The sequence below is a fragment of the Maribacter sp. R86514 genome (genome assembly GCF_044597005.1).
Taxonomy (GTDB): Bacteria; Bacteroidota; Bacteroidia; order Flavobacteriales; family Flavobacteriaceae; genus Maribacter.
This window is the reverse complement of sequence record NZ_CP138999.1, coordinates 2063323-2085667: the sequence shown is the minus strand read 5'-3', so window position 1 is coordinate 2085667 and position 22345 is coordinate 2063323. Positions and strand designations below refer to the sequence as shown.

At 35.3% G+C, this 22345-nt stretch carries 12 protein-coding genes; all 12 read right to left on the bottom strand.

Translation table 11 applies throughout. The annotated features are described in order from the left end of the window. Positions 1-339: 339 nt before the first annotated feature. A complete protein-coding gene (locus SJY30_RS09150; protein ID WP_396635243.1) occupies positions 340-1440 on the bottom strand; it encodes a 6-bladed beta-propeller in 1101 nt (366 codons plus the stop codon). A 12-nt stretch (positions 1441-1452) separates the two neighbouring features. Beyond that, positions 1453-2925, bottom strand: coding sequence for a DUF1501 domain-containing protein (locus SJY30_RS09145; protein ID WP_396635242.1), 1473 nt, complete (start codon positions 2923-2925; stop codon positions 1453-1455). A gap of 20 nt (positions 2926-2945) precedes the next feature. Next, on the bottom strand, positions 2946-5780 hold the full coding sequence (locus SJY30_RS09140) for a DUF1549 domain-containing protein (RefSeq protein WP_396635241.1): 2835 nt from the start codon (positions 5778-5780) through the stop codon (positions 2946-2948). Positions 5781-5992: 212 nt separating this feature from the next. Continuing rightward, on the bottom strand, positions 5993-7414 hold the full coding sequence (locus tag SJY30_RS09135) for a sulfatase (RefSeq protein WP_396635240.1): 1422 nt from the start codon (positions 7412-7414) through the stop codon (positions 5993-5995). Between the two features lie 77 nt (positions 7415-7491). After that, entirely contained in the window at positions 7492-10839 is a 3348-nt protein-coding gene (locus SJY30_RS09130) for a glycosyl hydrolase (RefSeq protein WP_396635239.1), read from the bottom strand. A 96-nt stretch (positions 10840-10935) separates the two neighbouring features. Continuing rightward, entirely contained in the window at positions 10936-11910 is a 975-nt protein-coding gene (locus tag SJY30_RS09125; protein WP_396635238.1) for a hypothetical protein, read from the bottom strand. Between the two features lie 30 nt (positions 11911-11940). Then, positions 11941-12069 (bottom strand): hypothetical protein, encoded by a 129-nt coding sequence (locus SJY30_RS09120; protein WP_396635237.1) that lies wholly within the window; start codon positions 12067-12069, stop codon positions 11941-11943. Positions 12070-12548: 479 nt separating this feature from the next. Then, positions 12549-12860, bottom strand: coding sequence for a hypothetical protein (locus SJY30_RS09115; RefSeq protein WP_396635236.1), 312 nt, complete (start codon positions 12858-12860; stop codon positions 12549-12551). Between the two features lie 46 nt (positions 12861-12906). Continuing rightward, positions 12907-14241, bottom strand: a complete 1335-nt coding sequence (locus SJY30_RS09110; protein WP_396635235.1) for a sulfatase — start codon at positions 14239-14241, stop codon at positions 12907-12909. 29 nt (positions 14242-14270) lie between these two features. Further along, the gene (locus SJY30_RS09105) at positions 14271-17765 is read right to left on the bottom strand and encodes a glycosyl hydrolase (protein ID WP_396635234.1); all 3495 of its coding nucleotides are present in this window, start codon (positions 17763-17765) and stop codon (positions 14271-14273) included. 11 nt (positions 17766-17776) lie between these two features. Then, complete coding sequence (locus tag SJY30_RS09100; protein WP_396635233.1) at positions 17777-21130, bottom strand: glycosyl hydrolase; 3354 nt, start codon at positions 21128-21130, stop codon at positions 17777-17779. A 151-nt stretch (positions 21131-21281) separates the two neighbouring features. Next, entirely contained in the window at positions 21282-22307 is a 1026-nt protein-coding gene (locus SJY30_RS09095; protein WP_396635232.1) for an enolase C-terminal domain-like protein, read from the bottom strand. Positions 22308-22345 lie beyond the last annotated feature (38 nt).

Genomic DNA, 22345 nt, shown 5'->3' with positions numbered 1-22345 from the left:
CTAAAATAGGCAGTCTTTTTTTATTGATCAACATAACGAATAATTGAAAAATTCGTTTGTTTTGATGATTAATAAATGAATCATTTTTTAGGTAGATTTCGAGGTTTTAGATATAATGCATGCAGCTTAATTGAGGGTCGGATATCAATTAATTTCGCAAATATTACATTGAAAAAGCAAAGTAATAAGTTATTGAAAAAAGATATATAAAATTAATTACAAAACATGAATCGCTTCAAAATAGTACCAGCGTTTTGGTCGTAATTAAAATTTGGTTAAGTTTCATCTTAACAGAAGTAAAGTATTGATATAATTTAGCGGGTACATTACTAAGTCATTTTAAACTCTTTCCAGTTTAATAGGGTAACTGTTATTTGCATTCCATTGGCATACATATAAATTATCATCATTATCAACACATACATCATGGCAATGTTTGAAAATTTCATCCTTTTGAACCATTCTTTGTAATTGTCCATCTTTATAATGAGGTTCAACACCGCCTGGGTTGGAAACTACCTTGCCGTTTTTATCTAAAATGGTAACAAAACCAGATTTTGGACTTGTTCGTGTTGGGTGTGTATTCATATCACCTTCTTCAAAATCTGTCTCAGAAGACCAACATACACCGGCATATAAATTGCTATTATGAATTACAGGTCTACATACAAAAGCACCGGGTAAATCTATTTGCTCAATAAAAATACCGTCAAGTGTAAAACGCTTAAAACAGTTTGCCGCCCTAGAAGTTATCAATAAAGTAGGAAGTCCTTTTCCTCTATAATCTATACAGACGCCATGTGCTGTTTGAAATTGATTTTTACCAGTACCACGCCCTTCTCCAATTTTACGTATAAAATCACCTTCTTTGGTAAATTGTAAAATGTAGTTCGATCCATAACCGTCTGCAATGTAAATGTCCCCGTTAGGGGCAATGGCACTCTCGGTAGGTTTAAAGGCATCACTCTTATCATAGGCACCATATTCAGATGGATGTTCAATAATCATTAATTCTCTGCCGTCTGTAGTGGTTTTGATTAGGCTTTCTCCTTTAGAATCACATATAAACAAAAAGTCTTCTGAGCCATCGTTCCATAAAGTTAAACCATGACCGCCGTTATAGCGAATACCCCAAGCATCTAAAAGTTTACCAGATTTATCATAAATTAAAATATTATTATGGGTATCATCACCGACCATTATGAGTCGACCTTTTGAATCCATAACCATTTCATGACAATTTTTTACAGGCGTAAGGCTTCTGTCTAAATTCCCCCAATCTTTATGAACTCGGTATTTGAAATCACCGTGGCCAATAACGGTTTCATATAATTTAGGTTTCGATTTTATGATATTAAAATGCGGAGCCAATACCACACCTATACCGGCCTTTGCAGACTTGTTTAAAAAAATTCTTCTTTTCATTGTTGTTTTCGCCATGCCGAGTATAATTTAAGCGTGTTCTTTTCTGCTTAATGTTTTACCGAATAAATCTAAAATTGGTTTCCCTTTTCCATCTGGTGTGGTATAAAAAGGTCTGCTTTCTATTTCGTAATGGGTTTGTGAATCTATGCCCAGGGCGTGATAAATAGACTGATGTACCTGATCAATAATTACTGGTTTTTCAATAGAGACACAAGGTCTTTCGTCTGCTGTTTTTCCATAGACTAGACCTTTTTCAATACCACCTCCCCACATTAATATGGAACCTCCATCAGTAAAATGACGATGCATACCATAATGTTTCACTTCTTGAATTATATCTGGTTGGTTTCTAGCTTGGTCTTTTACCTCTTCCCCAGGTCTACCTTCCATAATGGCATCTCTACTAAACTCACTGGCCAATATGATAAGTGTTCTATCTAAATGACCAGATTCATCTAAATCTTTGATTAATTGACTAACGGGTTTGTCGATCAAGGCTTTCATTTGTTTTGCCCTCGTATGGCCGTTGGCATGGGTATCCCACCCTAAAAAGGGTTCGTACTCGGTAGAAACACTAATAAATCTGCTGCCATTCATGGCTAAGCGTTTTGCTAATAGACAACCTAGGCCAAAACGACCCGTATTATAGGTTTCATAGACTTCCTTTGGTTCTTTAGATAGGTCAAATACTTCAGCTTCTGGTGAATTTAGTAACCTGTAAGATTGTTCCATTGATCTCATTAAAGATTCACGTTGGTAATCACTGGCCTGCTCCATAATTTTACTTTTATTGGCAAGTTCTTTATATAGTTTATACCTAGCCTCAAACCGTTTAAGAGACATACCTTGCGGAGGCCGTACACTATCTAAACCCTCAGAAGGATCAGGTATTAAAAATGGTCCGAATTCATTTCCAAGAAATCCAGCGGTATGAAAAGCTTTTAATTCTTCTGCTTCGCCCATGGTGAAGCGCTGTCCTATGGAAATAAATGGGGGAATTACAGGATTTATATGTCCAAGCTCTTTTGCTATCCAAGCGCCTATATGTGGTGCTTGTACAGATTGTGGTGGTTCATAACACGTATGCCAATGAAATTGATGTCTGGTATGTAAAATGTGCCCTAAATCTGCTGCTTTATAAGACTTGATAATGGCACCTTTATCCATTACGCTACCTATCGACTGCAAACCTTCTGAGAATTCTAAACCGTCTACCGAAGTAGGGTGCTTATCAAAGGTGCTCAATACTTTGTTAATACTTAACCCTTTCTCAAATGGGACATAAGATTTTGGGTCAAACGTTTCGGTGTGTGCCATACCACCGGCCATCCAAAGTAAAATAACGCTATCAGCGGTAGCAGCTATTTTTTGAACATCTTTTGAGCATGAACTTAAAAAACTTGCTAATGGAATGGTCGTTGAAGATGCGGCCATACTTGCGGCAGACATTTTTTTTATAAACTCTCTTCTAGAATTCTGTGCATCAGAGCTATTCTTCATTGTAATAAAGTTTATATCTATTAATTTATAAATTGAAATTCTGGAGATATAAGAACCGACCAAAATATATCTTGAAGGTTTTCTGATTCTGGTCGTTTCCCTAAAGCATTTAGTAAAATATCTTTCTCATCACTTGAAGGCAACCTTCCTAATAGTTTTAGGTATACATTATCAGCAATTAAGTTACTATTGTGCTTATAATAGCTCAACCATTTTTTTGATCCTTGTTCTAGTTTCTTGTTAAAAAAAGATCCATTTGTAAGCTCTAAGGCTTGTAGTAAAGTAGCTTGTTCTTCCCTCTTTGAAATTACAATTTCTCTACTTGGTCTACCCAAGGCTTTCATAAATGGGTGCTGTTTTACCAAACTTGCCCTTGCAAATGTTTGGTTATGATCATTAAATGTAAAATCCAATAATTTACCCCAGTTGTTGGTTCCGTAGTTATGAACTTGGTCCCAATCACTATCGTTAAAATCTGTACTTGTCCAGTTTTGTGAGGGTTCTATATTAGTGCTTACCCAAGATTTGTCTGAAAACAATTTTACGGATGTATCATCTTTAAAATCAATTTTCATTGCGAACAAAAGACTTGCAGGATTATCAATTTTACCTTTATTAATACCCTTAACGGCTATACTGTTCTTACCTGTTTTTAGGTGAGATTTTATATTGAAATTACCCACCTCGGTCCATTCATCTCCTTCACCTATTTTAACGCCATTAATAAATAGTTCATAGGCATCATCAACGGAAAGTAATACTGAGGCTTTGGTAATTTGTTTGGACGTTAATTTAAAGTTTTTTCTAAAGTATCTTGTTCCCGGTAGTGGTAACACGGTATTGGTCAAGTCTTTTTCATGATGCCAAACCCTTAAGGCAGGCATTTTCTCTTCATTAGGGTTATATTCTACCGCGGCATATACTGGGGTAACTACCTGGCTTATAGCATCTGAAAATTGCTCAGCACTTAAACGCCTTAATACTGGACCTTTAAACACGTAATCATTTTTAATGTTCGCTACATTATTATAACTAACAGTAGGTAATTGATATGCCTTGGACGTCATAATTTGTTTGATCAGATGCTTTAAATTTGCACCAGAATCAATGAAGTCTGCGGCAAGCCAATCTAACAATTCTCCGCTCCATGGTGTGTTGTCCATTTCATCAATAGGTTCAATGATACCGCGCCCCATTAATCTGTCCCATATGCGGTTCGTTATAGTTCTATATAGCCTACCGTTATCTCGGCTGATCATAACTTCAGATAACTTCAGCAATCTATCATCTAACGTTTCACCATCAACATTTCCTAACTCCGGATAAAGAAAATTGACTTCTGCTATTTTGCCAATTGGTTTATCGCATCTATTCAACTCTAAAGGTTGTTCTGAAAAAATTGAGGCGAAGCCATATACTTGATCTAAGGTTAAATTACTGACAAAACTATTGTGGCAAGAAGCGCATTTTACATTTGTGCCCATTAAAGATTGCCCAATATTTTGTGCTGCCTGCATTTCTGTTGTTTGGCTGGCATTGACAAGACCTCGCCATTGTATTCCTTTAATAAACCCTTCAGAATCTTTGTTCGGATTCATTAGCTCACTAACCATTACATCATATGATTTATTGTTTTTTAAAGCATCGTACAACCATCCTGTAATCTGTGATCGCCCCTGTGTTATAAACCCTGTACCACTATAGTCATTTCTCAAAAGATCATTCCAAAAGCTCAACCAATGTTGTGTATAGTTATCAGAATCTTTCAATAATTCATCTATTAAAAGTTCTCTTTTTTTAGGGTCGGTATTTTCAATAAAAGTATTTATGACATCTGGTTCTGGCAATAGCCCTATAATATCTAAATAGGCACGCTTTATAAAAAATCTGTCGTTCACCAATTCAGACCAGTCTATATTTTCTTTGGTAAAATAAGTAGCTAGCAATTTATCTACTGGGTGATTTACATCTGCAACGGTCGGTAAATTTGGCTTGTGTAATGCAAGTTCAGCTTCAGGAAAAATTTTCACCTCTTGGTCAGACCAATGAGCACCATCATCTATCCAAAACTTTATAAGCTCAATTTCATCAGAAGATAGCAGTTTACCTTTTGTTGGCATAACATCTTTATGACCAGCCGGAAGAATAATTCGTTTATAGATTTCACTGTCTTTTGCATTGCCAGGTATCACTGCCAAGCCAGTTTCACCACCTTTAAAAATTCCTGCTTTATTTTCAAGAACTAGGTCACCTTTCTTTTTATTCTCACCGTGACATTGGTAGCATTTATGAGCAAAAATACCCCTTACCTCTAGATTTAATTTATCTTTTTGTAAGATAGAAAGTGAATCGGCAGATTTTAAGCCCTGTAATAATGCAACTGTATTTTCGTTGTCATATTTTGTATTATTACTTGGTAATACCGCTGTTAAATAATCTTCTCCATGTGTAAGGTTTGCGCCCAAATGACCTGCTACGCTAAGTAAAACAATTGTTATGGTAAAGATGGATCTATAAAGGGTTAGTTTTTTTGATTTACGTAAACTGTAATTTAAAATTAATGCTGTTGCTAGAGCAAGTACAGCGGTAGCTATACCAGTATATTGATGGTTATCTACTAAATTACCGGCATAATCTTCTTGTGTTTTTAATAACCATCCTACTATGGCAGAGAGTATAGCAAAAAAAGCACCAATATATACCATGAAGTTAATACCTTCTCTAAGAGAATTTCTTTTGCCTTTAAGGGTAAGTAGTTCTAATACGAAAGAAACAACCAATAATCCTATAGGAAAATGTACCAGCAAAGGGTGCAGCCTGCCTAAAAGTTGAAGTATCCAATTTGAGGTTTCCATATGATAATTCTTTGTCTTGGTTTGTTGAAAACTAAAATTATCAATATTTTTTTATGGCAGTATCCTGTAGTATCTGTATTGGTTTGTTGTAATTAATGTTAAATAATTATTTTTTTGGCTGTTTTATTGAAATTGCCTCAAATTTCATATTCATTTGTTTCTTGTGGTCAGTAGTATTATGAAAGATATATTACATGTAGAATTTATACTAATTAATCAAACCACTCTTTCTCATAAATGGTACGCATTCTATCCAAATCTTGTTTAAATTTGGGGTCATTGGTAAAGTGAGTAGTCTCAAATGGGTCTAGTTCTAAATTTAATAATTGCTCTTCAACGCCATCTGCATCATAGCGAATGTATTTTAACCCATTAGTATCAATAACCATTTTACCTATTTCACTTTCAACACCCAAGGTTTCTCGCCATTTAACATTCTTACCTTCTAACAGTGGTCTTAGGCTTTTACCTTTTACGTCTGAAATACCAGTAATATTTGCATAATCGCAAACGGTAGGTAGTATATCTAAACCGTTTGAAATCAGATTTTGATCATTAATTTGACCTTTTGGAATATGGTTTTTCCACATTGCCAATAAGGGAATATTAGCTGATTCTTCATAAAGGGTAGATTTATGCTCCATACGGTGACTTGCACTCATTTCGCCATGGTCGCTTGAAAATATTATTAAGGTATTTTCTTCTTGTCCGCTTGCTTTTATGGCATTTAATAAAAATTGAACTTCTTTATCTAATACTTCGGTTAGCCTATGATATGCATACCTATGGTGTTTCCAATCATTTTCTGTAAAATTCTCTCTGGCATTTTTTCTGAAGGGTCTGTCATTAATTAATTTTTTGATGGCCCTTGGCTCATCCTTTTGAGGTTCAAAGTTGGGGGGTAAAGGCGGGCAGTAATCTGTGTAAAATTCAGTTTCACTGATGCCGTCCGGTATTTTCATGGCATTATTCAAGGTAGCAATTTCAACTTCTGCGCGTTTAAGTAATAAGGCGTCATTTGCACTTGTTGCCTTTTCTCTTAAGGCCATGTAGCATATATCATGTGGGTTTATTAATGATACCACCATAAAATAAGGTTTTTTATGCTCCTCATTAATAATCTCTACCGCTTTATTTACCAATTCGCCCCGTTCATTGTCAGAGAATTTATTAAAACCTAGTGTATTAGGTGTTAAAGATTCGGGTAAATGCTCCTTGCCTCCAAAATACAATTGATAGTTCGCCTTTTTAAGAAAAGATGCAATGGTCGTATTTTTTACTTCTGACGATACCCCAGGTATTTTCATAGAAGCTCTGTTCTCCCTAACTTCATTTCCCTGATTATCTTTAAAATAACTTGGAAATCTACCCGTCATTAAGCTTACCCTTGCGGGAGAGCAAACCGGGTTGGTCGTATATGCTTTTGTAAACCTAATACCGTTATTGGCTATATAATCTATAGCTGGCGTATTTAAATATGTGTTGCCGGCGCAACTCATCATGTTTGCACTCATTTGATCAACATAAATGTAAATTATGTTGGGTTGCCCATTTTCAACCGACTTGTTTTTATCTTGGCATGAGGCAATTAGTGAAATAAAAATGGTAAAAAGAAAAGTAGTCGTCTTTTGCATGTACTTAATATAAATTATAAAGTTCTATTTTTTGAAAATCGGCTTTTATCTTCTCAAGTCCCAATAGAAGAAGAATTTTATATTTTATTCACGGTTTTTGAGAAATTCAAGGTAACTGGTCCTAATAAACCAGAGGGCATAAGCGCACTATCTCTCGTGTAAAAAGGTGCCGTAGTAAAGGTTGTTCGCTCACCAGCAGGTCTTGGTCCATTATTGGTATACCATTGCGGCATCATTAAATCGGTTGCTCGGTGAGGTCCTAATTTATATCCGCCATCATTTGGGGCATACCGTTCATCCCCTATTAACCGATTGCTCCATTGGTTTGTCAATTCAATTTCTATACTATTTTCACCCATAGTTGCAAATTCGCTAATATCCACTTCAAATGGAGGCATCCACGAAACCGCTACTTTTTTACCGTTTATTTTAACCTCGGCAACAATATAGACTTCACCAAGATTCAAGTTGATGTTCGTGCCTTCTTTTACCTGGTTCGCATTCAAGGAAAAAGATTTCTTGTAACTCGCCGTGCCGCTATAATAGTTAATAGAATCTTTAGGGTGTAAACTCCAATCCACTAAAGAATCTAACTTTATGTTGCCTTTATAACCACCGTTTTCATGAAAATTAACTTGCCAATTTTTAGAAATATCCAATGCTTCAGGAATATCGTTAATGGTAACTTCCCAATTTGTGTTTGATGATAAAGGAATAATATAGGTAGCATTTAAAGCAGTGGTAGCTTGTAGCGTATTATCTTCTGTTAAGTTAGTAGTAATGCTTTCGACGGGGTTCTCGATATGTAGCGTATTATTTATGTCTTCTCTGAAAACTACAAAAATAGACTCGCCAGCATCTAGGGGAATAGTTGTTGATGTTATTCCATTTTTAGAGATAAATTGACCTTGTTTAGTAATGCTTCCATCCATAGGGTTCCATAGTTCAGGAATTTTGTTTTGAATTCTAAATTGGGCATTAAATGTTTTGGATACAGAATCTGGATTAAAAAAGAAGTAAATATCTTCTGTTTCAGTTTTACGATGTGCGTAGTCCACCGATTCTTGACCTAAAAGTTCTAAATCGGGTTGAATGTTGTTGGTAGTTAATACTGTTTCCCAATCGGATAGCGGTTGAACAAGCGATTCAAGTTTTTGAATGATTTCGTTAAACCTTTTTATATTTTCTTCCGATTGCATATAGCCTGCTAATTGAGTTGGTATTTCGCCATATACAGGTACACCGCTTTTTGCAATTTCTAAAATTCTATTTGCAGTAGCAAGGGATAGCGTTTTACTATTTTGTAATAATAGTACTTTATACGATGTGCCTTCGGGCAGTTCTAATTCGTTTTCTTTAATACGAATTCGATTCATAAGAACATCGGTATTTACATTGTCAAAATTTATGGTTTTAGGAATAGCAGGGGAGATATCATTTCGATAATAAGATGAATTTGGAGAGCCTTCGCCAATGTAAATTAAAACATCTGAAACAGGAATACCTTGCCGTAATAAGTGAGAACCTCGGGCAATGTATTTAAACCATGCGGCACCTGCATTTTGCCACCATGTTTGGGTTCGGTCAAAATGAAAGCCCCAACGGTTCATGGTCATACCTGGAGCAACATTTGGGTTTGCTTGATGCGCAAAGCGGTGAAACATAAACTCATTGATACCGTATGTCCACCCTAAATCACCCGAATTTTTTGCCATAGCAGGGTGACCTTTCCAATTGATTGTTGGATTAGATGTAAATGATTCTGCAGAAATTACCGGTTTACCGTAAATATGTGCTGATGATACTGCCGATTCTGTTTGGGTGATGGGTCTGTTCATCCAAAATTCACCCATAGGAATATCGGTAACACCACCAATATCTAAATCGTTCAAAGGACCAAAACCATAAGGTTCTATATAACTTTTTAGACCGTCTGCATTACATAGCTCCGTAAAATATTCAAAATAATTCTTGGTCATCAAGTTTGAAATCACACTTCTATAATCAGATAAAATAGCCTCTGATTTTTCTGAATTTCCTATAAATCTACCTGCTACCAATGGCAGCAACTTAATAATATCATACCCTTTTTCATCCTTAAAAGTTTTTTCAAAATCTTCGGTCCAGTTTTGCCCACCCATTTCATAGCTGTCAATCTCAATATATTGTAAGGCATTTGGTGCTGTCGGACCAGCATTATCCACTACTTTTTTAATAAAGGCATCATAATGCTTTTTAAATGGCGCCCTACTTAACTTATCTACTTCTAAACCACGACCTTCGTCAGATGCCGGGTTGTTGAATGCACCTGTTGAGGTATATCCAAAACGCATTATCGTCCATTTTCCTTTTGGCAGTTCTACTTTCAGATTCCCGTTTTCATCCATTTGATCCGAGATATTTCTTACTTGCTGTGGGTCAATTAACATATTAGATTCTGGATCCCCAATCGCATCTAATGCATGGGCTTCTGTTCGTGCAATGGCCGTTCTGCCTAAAGGATTGTTTATAAAATAATTTGCCGATAATTCAGCTTCTTTTATGATTGTTGTTTGGTTGAATCTTAATCGAAAATACCTTGAGGTAACTCCTTCAAAATGATCGTTAATAGCCCATTCTCCTTTACCTGTACGCACCTTAAAAAGTTCACGAACATCTATAAAGTTTTTACCATCTTTACTGGTTTGTAATATTGCAGTACTATTTCGGTCATTAAAAATAATTTTGGCTGAGCGAGTTATTTTTGGCTTTTCGTAAGAAAATTGTACCCAGAGCTTTTCGTCTTTCTTAGCTTCTAGTTTAGATTCATTGTCAATTTTTCCGTTTGAAATAAGCTCAATAGCCAAGTTTTGATCAGATGCCATTATCATTGGAATATTTTCTGAGTCATCTATTTCAGATTCTAACGCAGGATACGCCAATACGGCAATATCTTTATAGAATCCCTCTCTTTTAGTGGGCTCATTTAATCTAATATTTACAAGACCACTATTAACTATAGTTTCGCTCCAAACCACCATTTTCATAGATTCTTCAGGCGTTACCCATGGTCCTCCACTCGCAGACCAACCATCGCAGTTGTGCACACCAAAACTAAGACCCAATCGTTCAGATTCTGTGGCTGCATGCTTTATAAGTTCATGATGTTCTTTTGAATTGTATTTTATGGGACCATTGGGGATACCCTGCGTAACATTGAAAAGTAAAGAACCGCCTAAGCCAACTTCTGACATAGACTCTAAATCTTTTGTAAGCCCTTCTTTTGTCATATTTCCACTCATGGCATGAAACCATGTTTTAGGCTTTGTACTAGCTGGTGGATTCAGAAATTCCTCTGCTAAATTTGTGGTAACGTTATCTTGTTTTTGGCATGACAGATGGAAAAAAAATACAAGAAATAAAATAGGAAGAAGTTTCATTTTCATAATAACATAGTAAGGTGTACTAAAATACCGATGTTTTATTGTTGAGCTATCCTGTACTATATGGTGACTACTTTCATGATAATGACGCTGCGTATTTTAAATAATTTCAATAGTAATCTTAACCTGTGTTTTTTCTTTCTGAAAACTTGCTATAATGGGAACTGCCGCTAAGCCTGGTACCATATTAAAAGTTCTATCTTTTGGTGTCTCTTTAATCATCAAGGCTACATTAGCACTTATTCTCACTGTACCATTAGGTTTTTCAATGGTAATTATATTTTCTGAAAGCTGTTCCACTTTTTCGCCTAGTGGAGAAACAATGGGTAATACAAAAGCCGCGGGCTTTTTAATATTTTGATTTGTTGATGCTGAAATCTCTAACTTTTCTTTAGAGCAATTATAATTTAAGATAAAATCTGATGCCGTTTCTATAACGACTTCTTTCTCTTCATTTTTTAGCTGCACTTTCGCTTCGTACCCAATAGTATCGTTATCGGCTTTACTAGTAAATGTTGCTTCTAAATCAAATAAACTAGTAAACCAAACACCATCTTTATAAGTTTCTATTCTTGGTGTTAAAGCAATGTCTTCGCCCGGTTGAGGTTGCTGATTGTAAGCTTCTATCATTTTATAGATTGCTAAACTCGCAGTACAAATCAGTCCGACTTTATTATGATACAACAAAGCCAATGTACCTCCTGTTGCTTGCCGAACATCATTTGTTGGTTTATAAACAGAATCGTAAGCAGAAACTGTACCTCTCCAATCTCCTATACCAAAAGTGGAAACGGCTAATTCTTTAAAATAAGTTTCACCATATGCAACTACTCTTGGTAATGGTGTAGACGTATCAATTTTTGGTAAATACTCCCAATGGTCCAATATTGAGGCAAATGGTTTTGCATGAGCAAATGTATGGTGTACACAAGGTTTAATGCCGTAATTTATATAATGTGGACCTCCATGTAATAATCCGTTATGGGTACATTTTTTTAATAATTCTGCATTTTTAAAGGCTGCCGTACCCAATGCAGAATTATAATCTGCCATTAAACCAAAGGCTTGTTGCATACCATCACTTGTTCTACTTCCCCAATAGGTTCACTTAAACATTCTGTTTCCAAAACTATTGTCAATGCCACCATCTGGTAGTATAAATTGTAAATGGGTATCTAACGATTTTTTCAGCAGTGCTAATAATGCATCATCATTTTCGGCTAATGCATACAATACTAAATTACTTAGTGTTTCTTCAAGATTATAGCCTAAATCAATGCCTAATAAACCTTTTGGACTGAATTTTTTCTTGTCAGAACCTTGTATCTCGCCAAATATAAAATGATTGGGTTGTGTGAAGTAGGCTTTAATTTGAGATGCTAACTGCTTACTTCTACTGATGTATTCGGGCTTGTTTAATAATTTACCTATAATATTTAAGGCGTAAATGGTTGTTGCTCCATAATTAATGTTGGCATTTCCAACTATATCAAATCTATTATAAACAAATTCGCTTGCTGACTCTAAACGTTGATACCAGCTTTTACGGGTATTTTCATCTAATAAATCGCCATGCTACTTCAAGGTTTCCGCTAAGGCAACTGCTCCAAAAACAGTTGTACCGTCCCAAGATTTTGGATCTAAATCATTTGTCCATGCACCATCTGCTCTCGTTACGTTTTCACCCCATTCAAAAGCCGCTATACCAGCATCTAAATATTTTTTTGTCCCGTTTCTTTCGCCATATAAAAGAATGGATATACAGAATCCATAACACGAGCATGAATTGTATCACAAGCAGGACAGTCAAAAAGTCCGTGGACAGAACGGTCCGAAGGCTTTATAATCTGCGTCTGAATCAATCCGTCACACCAATCTTGAAGCAATTCAAAGATTAGTTTTTTATATGCGGCCGATTGTTCCACGTTTACAACATCACCACAAGCTATCAAAAGACCTCTAGCCGATAGCGATAAACCTACCCCAGTAATAGATGATAATTGAATAAAATTTCTTCTTTTCATGAATGAAATTAAGTTATCTTTTTTTACATATTAGAGTAGAAACACCCTATTTTGATCTAAATGCGTAAATTTTTTCTTGTAAATCTTTTACAACTTCTGGATTGCTTTCGGCGATATTATTTTTTTCAAAAGGATCGGTATCAATATTAAATAGCTGTATAACTTCATCTTTTTTGCTGACAGGATTTGGAACTATAATTTTATATGGCGGAAAAATAGCCATGTTATAATACATACTATTTTCTACCGTATCAAAATCGTGGGCATATACTTCTCCGAAAAAACCTTTACGTTCATTAATACTTTTAGAATCTAAAACACTTATTCCTGACAAGTTATCTGGCTTTTCAATATCTAATATATCTAAAACTGTTGGCACCATATCTATACTATTCACAATGGTTTTGGTATCCATTTTAGGGCTTATTTTACCTGCCCATTTGTACATAATTGGGGTGCGAATTCCTAAATCGTAAGGTGCGCGTTTAGACTCTTTCAAATACGTACCCTTTTCTGGGTCTTGTCTCCAACCATTGTCACATACATACACAAATAAGGTATTTTCCATCTGTCCTTTATCCTCAATTAAATCGAATAATTCCCCGCAAGTTTCATCAAACCATTCGCACATCGCCCAATATTTCGCTAAATATTCTGAATCAGTCTTCTTTTTATACTTTTCGTATAAACGTGCGGGAGGTGTATGAGGTGTGTGTGGCATAAATGGTGCATACCATAAAAAGAACGGTTTCTTTTGTTTTAAAGCGACATCTACATAATTACTAATGGTATCCAAGCCTTCTCTAGCAATGGTTAAACCAAAATCGCCATGTCTGCCACCTCTTTCAGGATCACCATGCGTCATACCATCATCAAAACCACCTATTTTATGATTTCCATGCCACCATTTTCCTGTTTGAAATGATAAATAGCCTTTTTCTTTCAACATGTCTGGAAGCGTCGTTTGTTTTTCAAAAGCTGAAATAATGGGTTTGTAAGCTTCAGCTCTATTTTTATTATTAGCTACACGGTCCTCTTTTATGCGTTCGTAAACTTTATCATTCCCATAAATACCATGATCTTTTGGATATAAACCGGTAATTATGCTTGCTAAAGATGGCGAACATAAAGGTGTGGGTACATAGCCTCTGGTAAACGTTAAACTCTCTGATGCAAATTTATCTAACCTAGGGGTTTCAATATTTTCATCGCCCATGAAGCTGTAATCTGTCCAAGATTGATCGTCTGATAATATGAAAATTATATTGGGTTGTTGTGCCACTTCGGTTTTTGCCAGATTTGCGGTCTTGTTATTTTTAGTTTTATTTCCGCAAGAAAATAATAACCCAATCATTAAAAATAGGATGCATATTTTTTTCATTTTATTTAGTTTTTATTAAACCTATTCTATTACTTTAATTCTTTAATTAAAAAAACATTTATTTTGACAGGACCTAACAATCCAGATGTCAGCAATTCTGAATCTTCACTCCAATGTTTCCAAGAGGCGAAAGTTTGTCTATTTGATGGACGTGCATAAGGATGATGCAACCAATTTGGTAATGCCGTAATTTTTTCACCTTTACGCTCGTAATCCAATGGCAATTTTTCATCTCCAATTAAGCGATTCACCCACAAATTTGTCACTTTAATTTGTATGGTGTTTTCTCCTTCTTCTACAAAATCATCGATAGCTACTCTAAACGGTGCTTTCCAAAGTGTCGCCACTTTTTTGTTATTTATGATCACTTCTGAAATAATGCCCACGCTGCCTAAATCTAACTCTAGTGAATTTTCTTTAGATAGCTGCTTTTTAGAAAGATTGACTGTTTTTTTATAAACAGCTGTTCCTGAAAAATGCTGAATTTCTTCATCTGAATCTTCCGACCAAGAAGACAATGTTTGGTAAGTTTTATTTTTTGATATTCCGTTTCGCAATGGGAATGTTACTTCCCAATTTTCTGATAGGTTTACAGGTTGTGGAACTTTTACTTTTATAGATTTGGAGTTTCCTAATTTTGTTTGATAAGATAGTGTTCCTGAAAAAGGCGTTTTCCAAACTGTATTCCCATCTTTTTTATAAATTTCTGAATTTGGAAACGCTATTTTCAAGTTTAAATGCTCACCTTCAGAAATAATTTCAGTTCTTGTATTGCCGTCTGTTTCAAAAGTGATTTTTAGTAAATTATCTTCATTTTTCAAGGTTTTCCCATCTACTAAATCGTCAGAAATTTTAACAGTATACCTTTCAAGTGCTACCTGTTTCCTTATATTTTCAGTAACATCATAGGCTTGAAAGTTTTTAGGTACACCCATAGTTTCCGATTTAAACTTACCAAATACCGCCGAAATTATTTTGAGTTCTTTACCTTCTGCATCAATCGTTACAAACTCTCTTTCTTCTGCGTGAATGTCTTTCACTTCATCGCCAATTTGATATACCATTCTAAACTCTTTGACATAACCCATAGCTGGGTCACAATCGCAAAAGGCTCTCGTCATTTGAAAAACTAATTTACCATCAATAACTTCTTTGGAGACTTTATCAGTAACATCTATTAAACCTTCCTGTAGAAAATTACCGTATTCTGCTTTTATAATTTTTAAGTTTGATAAAGATTCTGCTTTTGGTATTTTTAAACTTTCAGTGGTTTTTACAATATGATTTTGATTTTCTGTAGTTTCTCTAAAAATTATAAATACAGATTGTTCACTATCTAAAGTTATGGGAATGCTAGTCGTGCCATTTTCTTTATCCTGCCAAACAGCTAATTTTGTAATGTCGCCTGTTTGTGTATTCCACAATTCTGGTTGTTTGTTTGCTACTCTAAAATTAGCATTAAAGCTTACGGATTCCTTTCTTGCGTTTGCAACAAAATAAATATCGGCATCTTGGGTTTTCCTATGAATAAAACTAATATCAGCATTCTTACTAACATTGGCAAAAAAATCTGGGGCAATGCTATTTTTTTCTAAAAAATCTTCAATAGAAATATTTTGAATTATAGTACTATCCCAAAGAGCATTGGCTGTTTTTTTGATATACACATCACTTTCAGGATAATTAGTAAGACTCGGAGATTGCTTTGGTTTTTTACCAATTACCATTGCACCACCTTCTACCAATTCTATTACTTTTTCTAAAGTTTCAGGTTTTATATAATCAGATTCTGGTAATACTAACACCGTATAAGTATTACCAACAGATGAATAGATGATCCCGTCTTTTACAGATAGGTCTTTTAACTTGTTGGCTCCAATTAAATCATAATCGAAACCCATTTCTTTGATTTGGGATTTTATAAATCCGATATTCGGAGAGGATTCTCCTGTAAATACCAATACATCTGCAACATTTTTACCTTGCTGTAACAAGTATTGGGAACGTGCCAAATAATCCATGTAGGCTTTACTTTGCGACCACCATGTATTTAATCTGTTAAAATCAAAACCATGATAACTTAATGCTAATCCTGGTGCAACATCCCAAGGTTGATGCACATAGGTATGAAAAATAAAGCGCGTTATACCCTCTGTCCAAGCGCGATCTCCAATAGATTTTAAGTCAGCTGGGTGTTTGTCCCAACCACCGATACCCGTAAAGGACTCTGCACCTACAATAGAGCTGCCGTTTAAATGTGCTATAGATGACACAAACTTGGCAGAATCAAAAAATGGATAACCACCGCTCCAGAATTCGCACATTACGATATCGCCGGTCGCACCCACCTGCATATTGTCAAAAGGGCCCCAATAGGGTTCTACAGAAAATTGCATGCCGTTTTTATGACATAGATCTGCAAAATGCTCATAGTAGTTTTCGGCAATCAAATCGCCTATGGTTCTTCTATAATCCCAAAGAAAACATTCTGAAATTTCGCCGCTTTCAACATAATAGCCAGCCAATGTTGGTAGATAAGATATTAAATCATACCCTCGTAAGTTTTTAAATTGTGTTTCAAAACCACTTGTCCAATTAGTGGTTTCTACTTCGTAACTATCAATTAGGCAATTGTTAACAGTAGTTCCTATTAAATTGCCTAGCTTATCAATTATAGGTTGCACGCCGCCTTTCCAATAAGCATCTACTGCGCTTTTACTCATTTTATCCACTTCTAAGCCTTTCGCTTCCGGTGGTGCAGGACGATTAGTTGTACCTATAGGTGTATGCCCGAATCTTAAAATAATCCATTCGCCTTTTGGTGCGTTCCATTCCAAAAGTCCATCTTTTGAGACTTTAGAAGTGATATCTAAAACACTTTCTTTTAAAATAATAGACGCGTTAGAAATAGATGTAGTATCAGGTAACAAATGATTACGAATACGCTCAGATAGTATTTTATAATCTAATCCGTCTATTTTCTTGAATTCCTTTGGCTTTGGAAATGCCAATATAGCGATGTCTTGATAATACTCAAATTTGGTTTTAGGTTTTGGTAGTAGTTCTTTTATGGTGTTTCCGCCTGCAACTTCAAGTTCACTATAAACTACCGTTTGCATTGCGTTTTCTTCTGTCACCCAAGGACCGCCAGAAGATGACCAGCCCGGACTATTATGAAATGCCAATTCTAAACCTAAACGCTTTGCTTCTTCGGCAGAGAATTTAAATAAGTCTAGCCATTCTTCGCTTAAATATTTTATAGGACCCTTTGGGAAACCTAAGTGCACATTGAACAATTGTGCTTCTTGAATGCCAACTGCTTTCATGGCCTCTAAATCTTTTGTAATGCCCGATTTAGAAACGTTGCCACTGATCCAATGCCACCAAGTTCTCGCTTTTGCTTCGTTTGGTGGATTTTTAAAACCTTCTTCTAAGGCTAAACTTTTACTTGTACTTTTATTCTTAGCACAATTACTGAAGCACAAACATAGCAGCATAAAAGAAATGATATATACTTTTTTCATTACTTCGTTGGTTATTTTTTTATAATTTTTGATGTAGAAATGGTAATAGGACCTAACAATCCAGAAGGCAATAATGGATCAGTTGCTTTTTGAAACCCATATGCACTAAAAGTTTTTCTAGGGCCTTCAGGTAATGGCTCATTATTTCTAAACCATTCTGGCATTTTTTTAAACTTACCTCTAAATTCTGCATCGCCAAAACCAGGCTGTCCTCTTCTAACGTCATAACCAGTTTGGTTGGGTAGTTTTTCATCGCCAATTAAACGGTTTGTCCATTGGTTGGTAATTTCTATTTCTAATAAGTTTTCACCTTCCTTTAGTGCAGACGTAACATTTAAACTATATGGTGCTATCCAACTAACTCCAATTTCTTTCCCATTTAAAATCACTTTTGCAATAACATTAACTTCCCCTAAATTAAGTTGAAATTGTCTATCAGACTTCAAAAACCTTTTTTCTAAATTGAATGTTGTTTTGTAAATAGCGGTTCCAGAATAATGTTTAATTTCCTCTGTGCTGTGTGTTGTCCAATCAAACAAGGTGTCCGTTTTTACTGTTGCTTTAAAAAAATCTTCTTCTCTAAAATCAATTTGCCAATTTCCTTTTATTTCCATAGGATTAGGAAGGTCTTTAACGGTCACATTCCATTTTTCAGTAGTATTTACCAAACTAGAATAACTTCCATTTTTATAAACTTGCATTATAAGATTATTATTCTCATCTAGAGAAAATGAAGGTTTTGGCAAGTTATTTGAGTTCAGGTAAGTTACTTTTGGCAATACCTTCTTTGCTTCTTTAAAAACTACAAAAACAGATTCTTGAGGATTCAATTGAATAGAAATATTAGTTCTTCCATTTTGGTTTGTGTATTCTACTAATTTCTTAATCTTACCAGTTTCAGAATTCCATAATTCTGGCACTTTACCATCTACTAAAAAACTACACTCTAGTGTTTCAGCTTCTGTTTGATTATGATTGTAAACGAAATAAATATCTTCTGAATCTGAACGTCTGTGGTAATAATTGAAATCGGGTTGCCCTTCTACAATTAAATCTTTTTGAATATTGTTTTCTTCAAAAATAGACACCCAATCCATATTATTATACACTTCTCGTTTTTCCCAAATTGTATCTACCAGAGTTTTAAACTCATCAATTGTTTTCTGGTTGTGGTTATAACCTCCCAAAGTGGCAGGTTTTTCACCAATAATTATAGCGCCTTGTTCTACTAAATTGGCAATACCTTTTAGCGTTTCCAAATTCATAACATCGCTTCGTTGCAAAACCAAAGCGTTGTAGGTAATGCCATTTGGTAGTTTCAACTTGCCATTTTCTACAGATAAACGATTTATAATAACATCTGCATTTACACAATCGTATTTATAAGCCGAAGGTAATTTGGGACGCATTTGAGCAGCATGAATAACATGACTAGGCGCTCTATCGCCCACAAAAACCAATATATCTACCACAGGGTTTCCTTGACGTAACATATATGACCCTCTAGCCAAATAGTTGAACCACTCAGGACCTGCATTTTCCCACCACGTTTGTGTTCGGTCTATATGTGACCCCACAAAACTCATACTCATGCCAGGTTTTACATGGGTATTGGATTGATGTGCAAAACGATGGAACATGTATTCATTAATTCCGTTTGTCCATTCGTAATCGCCTTTTTCTTTGGCTAAGGCTGGATGAAAGCTCCAGTTTAATGCGGTACTGGTAAAGGCTTCTGCTGAAATAACGTTTTTACTATAAATATGTCCTGAAGATACAGCAGCACGTTTATGATTATTAGGTTTGCCTAACCAAAATTCGCCCATAGGAATATCAGCACTTCTACCCGCATCTAAACTATTGAAAGGTCCAACAAAACCATAAGGCTCTATGTAAGATATTAAACCATCTTGATGACATAATTCTGTAAAATAATCAAAATAATTAGTAACCATTAAGTCGCTTATCAATTGTTTAATATCCCAAAAAACGCTTTCAATAGTTTCGTTGTTTTCTATATATTTTCCTGCATACAAGGGTAGGAATGGTACAAAGTCATAACCAAAACGCTTTTGGAATATTTGCGCCATATCATCCGTCCAGTTTTGCGGGCCTACTTCATAACTATCAATTTCTGCATATTGCAACGCATTAGGCGCATCAATTTTAGCTTGTTTTGCTAATTTACCAACAAAAGCATCGTAATGAATTTTTAAGGCTTCTTTACTAAACTTATCTACTTCAAGCCCTGTTCCTTCAGGAGATGCAGGTTCGTTTGTTGCTCCAGATGCTGTAAAACCAAAACGCAAAATAGTCCAATCTCCTTTTGGCAAGGTTGTTTTCAACACACCGTTGGCGTCCATTTGATTTGTTATATCAATAATGTCACTTTTTTTGATGTAACTTGCTTCATCTGGATTTCCAATAGGGCGTTTATTTTTTCTGTACGAGGTAAATTCTAATTGGTTCCCCAGGGTATGACTTGCGGATAAATTCATTTCATAAAAACCAGCGTCTAAATCGGTTACAATTCTAAAATAACGGGCTGTAATGGGATCAAAATGTTCTGAAAAATAACATTCATCTTTACCTATTCGTTCTTCATTAGGTTTATGAGCCACTGAAAAATTAATACCGTCATCTGATTTCAATAAGGTTAATTTACCTTTTCGTTTATTAATAAAAACAGACATAGAACGTATGGTATGTGCCTTTTCAAAATCATATTGCACCCACTCTTTTGCTTTTAAATCGGCATGGGTAGTTGTTTGATTATCTGTAGCTAGTTCAATATTGATTTCTGGATTTGAAGCCGTAATAACAGGTTGCATTTGCGCATCTATCAATTCTGTTTCTAAAGACGGATATGCTACCACAGAAATGTCATTATAATAATTATATCGTGCAGGAGGTTGTGGCAATTTTATTTCTATTGCTTTACCACCTTTTACAATGACTTCGCTATTCACCACCACTTTCATAGCGTGCTCTGGTTTTACCCAAGGGCCACCACTAGAAGTCCATCCATCGCAATTATGCACCCCAAAACTCAATCCTAATTTTTCACATTCTTTAGCGGCATGTGTTAAAATATTACGATGCTCTTGAGAATTGTAGGCAATATCGCCTTCTGGTAATCCCATAGACACGTTAAATACTAAAACACCGCCTATACCAGCGTCTTTAATCGCTTTTAAATCTTTGGTAAATCCTTCTTTAGAGGCATTGCTACTATTAATATGGTACCAAGTACGTGGTTTTGATTCTTGTGGTGGGGTTTTAAAACCTTGTTCTAAAGACTTTGATTCTTGTGAATAAAAATTGCTGATACTAATAAAAGCAAGAAATAAAATTAATTTTTTCATTTATGAATAATTGATATAAATCTACTTTTAAGGTTTATATATATCATCCTGTAATGTCATGCTCAATTGAATTTCTAAAAGATTTTTTGAAATTTTTCATTTATTCAAAGGATTATATTTCGATAAATTTTGTGGCTAGTAAGCTCGTAAGTTATATGACATCGATATATAATGAACAGATATTTCTTAGTCGTTTCTCATCTAGTATTAAACCAAAACCGGGTGCAGGGTCTAAAGAATAGTACCCGTTAGATTGTTTTTTTGTAGGTGATTGAAGTACACATTCCAAATACTCTTTTGAATCTTCTTTTTTCTCAATAGCTTCTACCCATTCGGCACCTGCTCCAATCGCTATTTGTTGCCAAGCAGAACATGCAGGACCAACTAAACTGTCGTCACCAATCATGATTTTTCCACCAAAGTCTTTTATTTTTTTAGCTAAAAAGGCAGTTTGTTTAAAGCTGCCCATGGTTGATGGATGTAAGTTATAAATACGACCCATACCAGGTGATATGGTCTTGATGCCTTTCCAAGAAGGTCTTAATGGCTTGTCTGGTATTAACGATAGATTACCGACCAAATTTTGAAGTTCTGTCCACTGTTTACTCGTTAGCTCGGCAGGGTCTTCAATTGCATTTAATCCATTAGATTTAAAGATTTTCAATGTGACTGCCAACTCTTCTATAGTGTTCCAGTTATTATAGCCACCATTAACATCAGAAATGACTTGTGCCTCATCACCTAGTACCGTTCGTATGGTTTTTAGCAGATTTAAATCTAGCTTTTTATCGCCATACATTTTAAATTTTAGATGGTGAGCCAAATTTTGTTCTATACTTTTTTCGGCTTCTTTTCTAACTTCTTCTACATCTTTGTAAAGTATACAAAAAAGACCGGGTACTTCTGCTCTGTGGGGTAGGTTTAGTAACTCAATCGCGGGTTTTTTTTGTATTTTTCCTATGATATCCAACAGGGCTACGTCCATAAACTCCATCTCTTTTAAGCTTGTGTCGCTTTCTGATATTTGTTGAGATATCAATAACTTTTGAGCGCTCTCTATAGTTAGCCCTTTAAATTGTTTTACATAATTTACCCAAGTAATTGGGTTTAGGTTTGGAGTATTGCGAGAAGCCGGTATTTCTGACCAACCATAGTAGTCTCCGGCTGAAACCTTCATAAACAAATGTTGGCGGTTGTACCATGTGCCAAACGAAA